The sequence below is a fragment of the Croceifilum oryzae genome, assembly GCF_030814315.1.
Classification (GTDB): Bacteria; Bacillota; Bacilli; order Thermoactinomycetales; family Thermoactinomycetaceae; genus Baia; species Baia oryzae.
Genome location: NZ_JAUSUV010000024.1, coordinates 1 through 9984, shown reverse-complemented (window position 1 = coordinate 9984; position 9984 = coordinate 1). Strand labels below are relative to the sequence as shown.

The following is a 9984-nucleotide window of genomic DNA, read 5'->3' as shown; positions in this document are numbered from 1 at the left end:
ATCCACTCGTTCCCATCCCGAACACGACCGTTAAGCCCTCCAGCGCCGATGGTACTTGGACCGCAGGGTCCTGGAAGAGTAGGACGTCGCCAGGCTATTTCTTTTAAAATGATCGTATAAAATATTCTCTATATGTATATTTTATATATTGTCAGATGCTAGGATTAGTAGTATTCCTCAATAGCTCAATGGTAGAGCGCCCGACTGTTAATCGGTAGGTTGCAGGTTCGAGTCCTGCTTGAGGAGCCATGCTTCCTTAGCTCAGTTAGGCAGAGCGCTTCCATGGTAAGGAAGAGGTCACCAGTTCGAGCCTGGTAGGAAGCTCCACTATGGCCCGTTGGTGAAGCGGTTCAACACACCAGCCTTTCACGCTGGCATGCAGGGGTTCGAATCCCCTACGGGTCACCAAGATTTTAATAAAAGTATGGACGCTTAGCTCAGCTGGGAGAGCACCTGCCTTACAAGCAGGGGGTCGGCGGTTCGATCCCGTCAGCGTCCACCATACGTATGGAGGGATACCAAAGTGGCCAAATGGGGCGGACTGTAAATCCGCTGGCTTCGCCTTCGTAGGTTCGAATCCTACTCCCTCCACCATTTTTTTTTATTTTTGGGAAGTAGCCAAGCGGTAAGGCAACGGACTTTGACTCCGTCACGCGAAGGTTCGATCCCTTCCTTCCCAGCCATTTTTTGTTTAGACATCTTAGTACGAGCCATTAGCTCAGTTGGTAGAGCATCTGACTTTTAATCAGAGGGTCGAAGGTTCGAGCCCTTCATGGCTCATATTGTTTTGCGGAAGTGGCTCAGTGGTAGAGCATCGCCTTGCCAAGGCGAGGGTCGCGGGTTCGAGTCCCGTCTTCCGCTCCAAACCTTCATTGAAATTGAATGAGGCTTTTTTTATGTCTACATATGCTTTTAAAAAATATTGACTTTCTGTAAGTACGTAGTATAATAAAATTCGTTAGTTATATGGCCCGTTGGTGAAGCGGTTCAACACACCAGCCTTTCACGCTGGCATGCAGGGGTTCGAATCCCCTACGGGTCACCAAGATTTTAATAAAAGTATGGACGCTTAGCTCAGCTGGGAGAGCACCTGCCTTACAAGCAGGGGGTCGGCGGTTCGATCCCGTCAGCGTCCACCATATGTATGGAGGGATACCAAAGTGGCCAAATGGGGCGGACTGTAAATCCGCTGGCTTCGCCTTCGTAGGTTCGAATCCTACTCCCTCCACCATTTTTTTATTTTTGGGAAGTAGCCAAGCGGTAAGGCAACGGACTTTGACTCCGTCATGCGAAGGTTCGATCCCTTCCTTCCCAGCCATTTTTTGTTTAGACATCTTAGTGCGAGCCATTAGCTCAGTTGGTAGAGCATCTGACTTTTAATCAGAGGGTCGAAGGTTCGAGCCCTTCATGGCTCATATTTGACTTTCTGCGGAAGTGGCTCAGTGGTAGAGCATCGCCTTGCCAAGGCGAGGGTCGCGGGTTCGAGTCCCGTCTTCCGCTCCATAACGCGGGTGTAGTTCAATGGTAGAACATCAGCCTTCCAAGCTGATTGCGAGGGTTCGATTCCCTTCACCCGCTCCACTGTTCCTCAATAGCTCAATGGTAGAGCGCCCGACTGTTAATCGGTAGGTTGCAGGTTCGAGTCCTGCTTGAGGAGCCATGCTTCCTTAGCTCAGTTAGGCAGAGCGCTTCCATGGTAAGGAAGAGGTCACCAGTTCGAGCCTGGTAGGAAGCTCCATCATGGCCCGTTGGTGAAGCGGTTCAACACACCAGCCTTTCACGCTGGCATGCAGGGGTTCGAATCCCCTACGGGTCACCAAATATAATCCTTTTATCCCAATAGTTCAACTATCTGGGATTTTTTCATTTTTATAAAGAAAATGCATTTTAGTACTCAGACTAGTGTCTGTTTTAAAGAATGAATATTACGAATATATCGGGTGTCTTGTATAAATATAATTCACTTCAGAAAGTCTATTAATAGATGTTGCTGAACATAAGATGGATAAATTTGTGTTCTTTAATCTCCCTTATTCTGCTAAATGCATAAATATGTCATAGCAGGTGGAGGGTGGTAAAATGCCTTACTAACCTAAGTTTTTATATGGTAAACTTAAATTGTTCAATTCTTCTTTAGTAGCAAGGAGATGTAATAGATGATAATAAAACAACCGATTTCAATTATTGGAATGCCTATAGATCTTGGACAAGGCCGTCGTGGTGTGGATATGGGGCCTAGTGCGATACGATATGCTGCACTCCAACAAACAATTTGTGATTTGGGTTATGAAGTTGAAGATCTAGGAGATATATCGATTCCAAGTCCGGAGTCTTTAGAGATCTCTGATCAAAACTTAAAATATTTACATGAGATTGCGAGAGTATGTGAAGAGCTGGCCGGGCGTGTTTCTGGAGTCATCGAAAGAAAGCGCTTTCCCCTTGTGCTTGGTGGAGATCATAGCATGGCTATTGGCACAGTTGCAGGTGCGGCGAAACACTATCAAAATATGGGTTTAATCTGGTATGACGCTCATGGAGATTTAAATACTGGAGATACGTCTCCTTCTGGTAATATTCATGGGATGTCGATGGCAGCTAGCTTGGGAATTGGCCATCCATTGTTGACTCACCTAGGGGGCTTTGCGCCAAAAGTACGTCCGGAGAACGTTGTATTGGTTGGTGCTAGGGAGTTAGATTTTGGTGAGCAACAATTAATCCGTGATCTAGGGATTAAAGTGTTTACGATGCATGAAGTGGATCGTTTGGGTATGGCTCGTGTCATGGAGGAGACGATCCAGATTGTAAGTAACGGTACAGATGGAGTTCATCTGAGCTTGGATTTGGATGGCTTGGATCCTTCAGATTGTCCAGGAGTAGGGACGCCTGTTCCAGGTGGAATTACGTATCGAGAAAGTCATCTAGCTATGGAAATGTTGGCGGATTCGGGGATTCTTACATCAGCTGAGTTTGTAGAGGTAAATCCTATTTTAGATCAATCCAATCTAACAGCGAAAGTGGCTGTTGCACTGATCAGTTCCATGTTAGGAAAGAAAATCTTATAGTCCTTGATAAACGAGGTAGATAGCAACGTTGCTGTTTACTTCGTTTATTTTGTTTGGATGAAGTTTATTTTTCCGTAGTTGTTCTCAATCAGGTGTGCTTGTTGTAAAATACTATTAGTTATTTACAGAATGTTTAATTTAAAATTAATAGTCGTTATTATATTTTTAGTTTGAGATTAATAGAAGAGGTTGTGACGATCATGGCAAAGAAGGAAAGCCCAGAGCAAACAGGATGTCCTGAGGGGATTCAAACGAATTTCCGTAATAACATGACTTATGGTGATTATTTACAATTGGATCAAATTTTAGATGCACAAAATCCTCTTTCGAATCATCATGATGAGATGCTGTTTGTTGTGATTCATCAGACTAGTGAATTGTGGATGAAGCAAATGATTCATGAGCTTCAAGCGGCTATCCAACATATCGTTTCTGACAATATAGCTTCTGCTCTAAAAATGTTATCAAGGGTATCGCGAATTCAGTCGCAAGTTATTCAGTCCTGGGATGTACTGTCCACGCTAACACCAGCGGAATATATCGAGTTTCGAAATTCGTTAGCTCAATCTTCTGGCTTCCAATCCTATCAATATCGAATGATTGAATTTTACTTAGGTAGGAAAAGTACGCCTATTTTGGAAATCTATAGCCATAAAGATGAAGTGAAGAACATGCTGGAAGGTGCTTTAGAACAACCAAGCCTGTATGATGTTGCCATCCAATCGCTAGCAAAGGGAGGGTTTCACATTTCATCTGCTGTTCTGGAACGTGATTGGACCAAGCCTTATAAAGCAGATGAGGGTGTAGAGGCGGCTTGGTTGAAAGTTTACCAAGATGTAAATCAGTATTGGATCTATTACCAACTGGCTGAAAAATTGGTTGATGTGGAGGATTGGATGCAACAATGGCGTTTTCGCCACATGAAGACTGTGGAGCGGATTATTGGGTTTAAACGAGGCACAGGTGGCTCACCTGGAGTACCGTACCTTCGTAGCACAATGGAGCACAGTTTTTTCCCGGAGCTATGGGCTTTGCGAACCAAACTATAGATAGAAGGAGAACAACAGCGATGAAACCAACTCAAGCAGAAGCAGTGCGATTTGATGCTCAAGATGTACTATTCAAGTACCGGAATGAATTTTATGTAATTCCTGATCAAATTTATCTAGATGGGAACTCTCTGGGTTTATGTTCAAAAAGAGCAGAGAAGACTTTCATGGAGACATTTGAATCGTGGAAGAGTTATCAGATCGACGGTTGGTCAAACGGAGAATATCCTTGGTTTTACTTGGCTGAAATGTTAGGTGCTAAGATGGCTCCTCTAGTTGGAGCGAAAGAGGATGAAGTTATCGCGACGGGCACTACTACTGTGAATTTGCATCAATTAATCGCAACATTTTATCATCCAGAAGGGAAACGCACGAAAATTGTAGCAAATGATCTGGATTTTCCTTCTGATATTTACGCGATTAAGAGCCAACTTCAGTTGCATGGTCTGAATCCAGAAGAGCATTTTCTGTCTGTAAAAAGTAGACAGGGTCGGTACATCGATGAAGGAGATATTATTGCCTGTATGCAGGATGATGTGGCATTGATGATATTACCTACAGTCCTATATCGAAGTGGTCAATTGCTAAATATTGAACGTCTTACTCGAGAAGCGCATCAACGTGGAATCTTAATTGGATTTGATGCTTGCCATTCCGTTGGGGCTGTTCCCCATCGTTTTCATCAATGGGGAGTGGATTTTGCGGTCTGGTGTTCCTATAAATATCTAAATAGTGGACCAGGTAGTGTTGCGGCAATTTATGTGCATGAAAAACACTTTGGCACGGTTCCTGGACTAGCTGGATGGTTTGGCTCTGATAAAGAGCGTCAATTTGATATGAGCCATTCATTTGAACCTTCTAGGCAGGCAGGAGCTTATCAATTGAGCGCTCCATCTATCTTAAATGCGGCTCCGTTGATCGGCTCTTTATCTATGTTTGAAGAGATAGGAATGGAGTCTATTCGAGAAAAGTCATTATCGTTAACTCGATATATGATGTTGCTAATCGAAAGCGAGCTTCAAGGATGGGGCTTTGTGATCGGAAACCCGACTGAAGATGATCGCAGAGGTGGTCACATTTCTCTGGAGCACGAAGAAGCAACTCGTATCTGTAAAGCGTTAAAAGAAGCGAAAGTGGTTCCTGACTTTAGGGCTCCTAATGTGATTCGACTAGCACCAATTGCTTTATATACATCGTATCAAGATGTCTGGGAAGCAGTACAACGATTAAAGAAGATCATGATAGAAGGGAAGTATAAAGCCTACTCTCATGAACGAGGAGTTATTGCATAATACTATTGATAGTAGGAGGTCTCTCTTTTATAAGGAGGGTCCTCTTTAGTATGTATATCCTTTGATTAGAATGGTCTGCCTTAGAACAAATGATATGTTTTTATTGTGTCTCTTTATCGGGGTGAAAACTTTTTGTCTATTTGAAGCATAATATATGCAAATGAATGCGTTGGAGGAAACAATGTGCAATCATTGGTGGGAATAACAAAGTACATAAATGATTTTATTGATATATTGATCGTGAGTTTCCTTATCTATCAACTATTGACGTTATTGCGTGGGACGAGAGCAGTTCAGTTGCTAAAAGGAATTAGTGTGGTTGTCTTTTTATGGTTGTTAAGTAATTTTCTCGAGTTACGTACGTTACGATGGCTCATTGAAAACTTATTGTCAGTAGGTCTTATTACGGTGATTATCATTTTCCAACCTGAGTTGCGAAGGGCCTTAGAGCAGATTGGCAGAAGAGGCTTCTTTACAAGAGGTCAAGTAGCTAAGGATGAAGTAGTGACTCGAGTTTCTGGAGAAATAACCAAGGCGGTTACTTACTTTTCCAACAAACGGATTGGCGCATTGATTGTGATTGAACGGGAGACAGGACTCTCCGATTACATAGAATCAGGAATTGAATTACAAGCGAAAGTAAGTAATGAATTGTTACGAAACATTTTTTTGCCGAGTTCCGCCTTACATGATGGTGCAGCTGTGATTCGAGCTGATTCGATTATGGCGGCGGGATGCTTTTTACCATTAAGCGAAAATCCTTCTATTAGTAAAGAACTCGGCACGAGACACCGTGCTGCTATGGGAATGAGTGAGGTTTCGGATGCATGTGTGGTGATTGTGTCAGAAGAGACTGGACAAATCTCGATTGCTGTTGGGGGTAAATTAGAACGAGGTATTTCAGAGGATCTTATATTTGAACGATTATATCAACAGATTCAACCAAATTCGCCAACTATCTCGATATTTCGGAGTTGGCGTGAGCGAAGAGGGAAGAAATGAACAAGTGGCTAGAAAATAATTGGGTCATTCAAGTGATGTCGGTGCTGTTGGCAGGGGTTTTATGGTTTATGGTTCATTACTTTAATAAAGATCAAGAAGCGGCTGGGAATGATACACAAACCAAAACAATCCCTGTAACCGCAGAGTATGATAAGGAGCAGTATGAGCTTGTTCAAACACAAAAAGAAGTGACTGTCATGATGAGTGGAAATCCTTTTTCACTTCAGTATGCTTCTTCCCGGATCCGGGCTCAAATTCGGGTTGATGGACCAGTTGTGGAGGGAGAACAGCGCAGTGTTCCTGTCGTGGTAACAGGTGTTCCCTCTGGGGTTAAAAATACGGTTCATCCAGAAAAGGTGACCGTTACTTTATATAAAAAAAACCCGCATTTGGCATATCCATTTATCTCCAAAGAGATTCCCATTCAACTCACGTACCCAACTAAGGATCCTTCTGTAGAAGTGGTGGAAATAAAATCCGATCCATCGAATATTACCTACTACGGAAATCGCTCTATGTTAGAGTTATTAAATAAAGTTGATCTTCCAGTGGAGCTCCCCAAAACAGAAGGTGTGTATCGATTCCGGGCAAGGGTTCCGAAGCCTTCAGGAGTCGAAAAAGTGGAACCCATGGATGTAGAAATTTATGTTAAAATGAAGCGGTCTAACTTGAAACAGATCAAAGATATCCCCACCAAGGCCCTTCATATAGAAGAAGGACTTGATGCACGGATTATGACACCGAAAGCAGTGGATGCTTCCGTATCAGGAGCACCTAATCTACTAAATGCATTACAAACGGATCAAATAGAGGCAGTATGTGATTTGGATAACCTTCCAGCAGGTGTTCACCAAGTCCCAATACAAATAAAATTGCCAAAGGGGATTGTGCTGGAAAGCCAAACTCCAGAGAAAGCGATGGTCGAGATTCGTCCAAAATCGTAGTCTGCTGGAACATGAGCAAGGAGGAGAAATAAAAGTGGGTAAATTTTTTGGAACGGATGGTGTTAGAGGTGTTGCGAATCAACAACTTACACCAGAATTGGCATTTCGTTTAGGTAGAGCAGGGGCATATGTGTTGACTCGCGGGAAGACGAGTCCGTTAATTGTGGTTGGCAGGGATACACGCCTCTCAGGGGAGTTATTGGAATCCGCAATGGTAGCGGGGATGCTTTCTATTGGAGCAAATGTAGCTAGGTTAGGTATCGTAAGTACACCGGGTGTAGCATTTCTGATTCGTCATTTAAACGCAGATGCAGGTGTCATGATTTCTGCGTCTCATAATCCTTTTCCAGATAACGGCATTAAGTTTTTTGGAGCAGACGGCTATAAATTATTGGATGAGACAGAAGAGGAGATCGAACGATTACTCGAGATTTTAGAAAAAGATCCAACTAATGATCCGATTCCACGACCAACGGGGAAAGAAATTGGGCGGATATTTGACGAGAGCGATCGGATTGATGCATATCTGGAACATCTGAAGTCAACGATTGATACAGATCTATGCGGGATGCATATCGTGGTTGACGGAGCCAATGGGGCAGCTTTTGAATTGGCGCCACTATTGTTACGAGATCTAGGAGCAGACGTGACGACGATCGCTGTAAATCCAGATGGTGTAAATATTAATGTGGATTGTGGTTCGACTCATCCAGAACGGCTTCAGCAAGAGGTAGTCAGACAAGGGGCGCATTTAGGACTAGCATTTGATGGAGATGCTGACCGTTTGATCGCGGTAGATGAAAAAGGCGATGTGGTTGATGGTGACCAGATCATGTTTATCTGTGCTTACTATTTCAAACAAAAAGGATTACTTGCAAAAGATACGATTGTAACAACGGTGATGTCTAACTTCGGTTTCTTTAAATCGACTGGTGAAGCAGGAATTGCTACAGAACGAACTGCTGTGGGCGACCGTTATGTGATGGAAAAAATGCGTGAAGGTGGATATAACCTAGGTGGGGAACAGTCTGGACATATTATCTTCCTAGAGCATAATACAACAGGCGATGGAATGTTATCTGCCATTCAACTTCTGCGTGCGGTGAAAGAAGAAGGAGAAACCTTATCCAATTTAAAAGATAAGATGCACAAGTTTCCTCAAGTGCTGAAAAATGTACGTGTGGCTTCGAAAGAAGGTTGGGACACGAATCCTGAGATCCAACAAGCGATTCAAACCGTTGTAGATGCTCTTGGTGAGGAAGGTCGAGTGCTGGTACGCCCTTCTGGTACAGAACCACTCATCCGGGTGATGGCAGAGGGACCGGATCATGCACAATTAGAAGAGTATGTTTCACAGATTGCAGAAGTGATTTTGCGTCAATTGAGTTGATGATTTAATTTATAAAATTCACAGGTAGAGGGGAGAAGGCAGATCGTATGCTTCTCCCTTTTTGCTTTTTAAATTAACTTAGGCGCAGTTAGCCCAATTTATTTAATAGGTGTTGTAATAGTATGGGTTGACAGCATTGTTTTTCTGATTAATTAGAATCGGTATATCGTAATGTCTTCAAGCGGGTTTACATTTCTTATGATAAGAGGGGAGATAAGGAGAATCAATGTCACAAGCTAATATACCGAACATTTCGCCTAATATAAGCATTACAAGAGAAGATGCGGTTAATCTGCTACTATCATCGATTGCGTTAGAAGAGCTAGGTCTGAGTCATATTATTAATGCAGAAGGGGAAAAGCTTCAATATGTTCTAGGGACTCTACCTGGAGTGTCATCAGGCTTTCAACCAACTATTAGCGATCTCCTTCTGATTAACAGTAGTGTTCGCGACACGATTAATGTGATCGGAAAGAAAGAGTGGATTTTAAACGAGAAGTTAGAGAACGTGTTAGGCACAGACGTTACGAGGGGACCAACCGGACCCCAAGGACCAGCGGGAACTACAGGATCATCGGGAGGACCTCCTGGACCTCCAGGAGGTACTGGACCACAGGGACCCCAAGGACAGGCGGGAGCGATTGGATCCACTGGATCCACTGGAACCACAGGGCCTCAAGGACCCCAAGGACCTCAAGGGCCGACTGGATCATTTGCTACAGGCGGGACCTTATTCGTGGTTCAAGGGAATACAGGCGCTGACGGAACGGTTCCACTCGGTTTCGGAGATACAATAAACTTTATATCCAATACGTTAGACATTTCGGTAACACCTGGTTCTGCCAATGTGAGTTTAGAAGTGCCCACTGGAACGACTGGAGCCATTGCAGACATCGTTCAAGCAATTGTTGCAGAACTCGGTCTTACTGGGGCTACCGGAGTCACGGGAGCGACCGGAGCAGATGGGGCAGACGGAGCCACGGGAGCGACCGGAGCAACTGGAGTCGATGGAGCAGACGGAGCCACCGGTGCCACCGGAGCAACTGGAGTCGATGGAGCAACCGGTGCCACCGGAGCAACTGGAGCAGATGGAGCCACCGGAGCAACGGGAGCAACCGGAACGGATGGAGTAACCGGAGCAACGGGAGCAACCGGAACGGATGGAGTAACCGGAGCAACGGGAGCAACCGGAACGGATGGAGTAACCGGAGCAACGGGAGCAACCGGAACGGATGGAGTAACCGG

At 44.1% G+C, this 9984-nt stretch carries 7 protein-coding genes, 18 tRNA genes and 1 rRNA gene; all 26 read left to right on the top strand.

From position 1 onward, the window contains the following. Nucleotides 1-95 (top strand): 5S ribosomal RNA (gene rrf, locus J2Z48_RS15565); the annotation flags it as partial. A 79-nt stretch (nt 96-174) separates the two neighbouring features. Beyond that, nucleotides 175-249 (top strand) — tRNA-Asn (locus tag J2Z48_RS15560). Nucleotide 250: 1 nt separating this feature from the next. Continuing rightward, nucleotides 251-327, top strand: a tRNA-Thr gene (locus J2Z48_RS15555). Between the two features lie 4 nt (nt 328-331). Beyond that, nucleotides 332-408, top strand: a tRNA-Glu gene (locus tag J2Z48_RS15550). A gap of 18 nt (nt 409-426) precedes the next feature. Continuing rightward, nucleotides 427-502: transfer RNA gene (locus tag J2Z48_RS15545), tRNA-Val, on the top strand. 7 nt (nt 503-509) lie between these two features. Next, nucleotides 510-594 (top strand) — tRNA-Tyr (locus J2Z48_RS15540). A 14-nt stretch (nt 595-608) separates the two neighbouring features. Beyond that, nucleotides 609-683: transfer RNA gene (locus J2Z48_RS15535), tRNA-Gln, on the top strand. Between the two features lie 24 nt (nt 684-707). Further along, nucleotides 708-780, top strand: a tRNA-Lys gene (locus J2Z48_RS15530). 9 nt (nt 781-789) lie between these two features. After that, a tRNA-Gly gene (locus tag J2Z48_RS15525) sits at nt 790-864 on the top strand. A gap of 104 nt (nt 865-968) precedes the next feature. Beyond that, a tRNA-Glu gene (locus tag J2Z48_RS15520) sits at nt 969-1045 on the top strand. Between the two features lie 18 nt (nt 1046-1063). Then, nucleotides 1064-1139, top strand: a tRNA-Val gene (locus tag J2Z48_RS15515). 7 nt (nt 1140-1146) lie between these two features. Beyond that, nucleotides 1147-1231: transfer RNA gene (locus J2Z48_RS15510), tRNA-Tyr, on the top strand. A gap of 12 nt (nt 1232-1243) precedes the next feature. After that, nucleotides 1244-1318: transfer RNA gene (locus J2Z48_RS15505), tRNA-Gln, on the top strand. A 24-nt stretch (nt 1319-1342) separates the two neighbouring features. Continuing rightward, a tRNA-Lys gene (locus tag J2Z48_RS15500) sits at nt 1343-1415 on the top strand. Nucleotides 1416-1428: 13 nt separating this feature from the next. Then, a tRNA-Gly gene (locus J2Z48_RS15495) sits at nt 1429-1503 on the top strand. Between the two features lie 4 nt (nt 1504-1507). Beyond that, a tRNA-Gly gene (locus J2Z48_RS15490) sits at nt 1508-1581 on the top strand. Between the two features lie 4 nt (nt 1582-1585). After that, nucleotides 1586-1660, top strand: a tRNA-Asn gene (locus tag J2Z48_RS15485). A 1-nt stretch (nt 1661) separates the two neighbouring features. Further along, a tRNA-Thr gene (locus J2Z48_RS15480) sits at nt 1662-1738 on the top strand. A gap of 4 nt (nt 1739-1742) precedes the next feature. Then, nucleotides 1743-1819: transfer RNA gene (locus J2Z48_RS15475), tRNA-Glu, on the top strand. Nucleotides 1820-2156: 337 nt separating this feature from the next. Then, nucleotides 2157-3062: an arginase gene (gene rocF, locus J2Z48_RS15470; RefSeq protein WP_307254988.1), complete on the top strand. Its 906-nt coding sequence runs from the start codon at nt 2157-2159 to the stop codon at nt 3060-3062. Nucleotides 3063-3262: 200 nt separating this feature from the next. Next, the gene (gene kynA / locus J2Z48_RS15465) at nt 3263-4111 is read left to right on the top strand and encodes a tryptophan 2,3-dioxygenase (RefSeq protein ID WP_307254987.1); all 849 of its coding nucleotides are present in this window, start codon (nt 3263-3265) and stop codon (nt 4109-4111) included. 20 nt (nt 4112-4131) lie between these two features. After that, nucleotides 4132-5403 (top strand): kynureninase, encoded by a 1272-nt coding sequence (kynU, locus tag J2Z48_RS15460; RefSeq protein ID WP_307254985.1) that lies wholly within the window; start codon nt 4132-4134, stop codon nt 5401-5403. Between the two features lie 183 nt (nt 5404-5586). Then, on the top strand, nt 5587-6405 hold the full coding sequence (gene cdaA / locus J2Z48_RS15455; RefSeq protein ID WP_370872940.1) for a diadenylate cyclase CdaA: 819 nt from the start codon (nt 5587-5589) through the stop codon (nt 6403-6405). Then, the gene (locus tag J2Z48_RS15450) at nt 6402-7349 is read left to right on the top strand and encodes a CdaR family protein (RefSeq protein ID WP_307254984.1); all 948 of its coding nucleotides are present in this window, start codon (nt 6402-6404) and stop codon (nt 7347-7349) included. Before cdaA ends, J2Z48_RS15450 begins: the two co-directional genes overlap by 4 nt. 34 nt (nt 7350-7383) lie before the next feature. Beyond that, nucleotides 7384-8739: a phosphoglucosamine mutase gene (glmM, locus tag J2Z48_RS15445; protein WP_307254983.1), complete on the top strand. Its 1356-nt coding sequence runs from the start codon at nt 7384-7386 to the stop codon at nt 8737-8739. Between the two features lie 226 nt (nt 8740-8965). Then, the coding region (locus tag J2Z48_RS15440; protein ID WP_503128558.1) for an alpha-helical endospore appendage domain-containing protein at nt 8966-9984 on the top strand (1019 nt) is incomplete at its 3' end.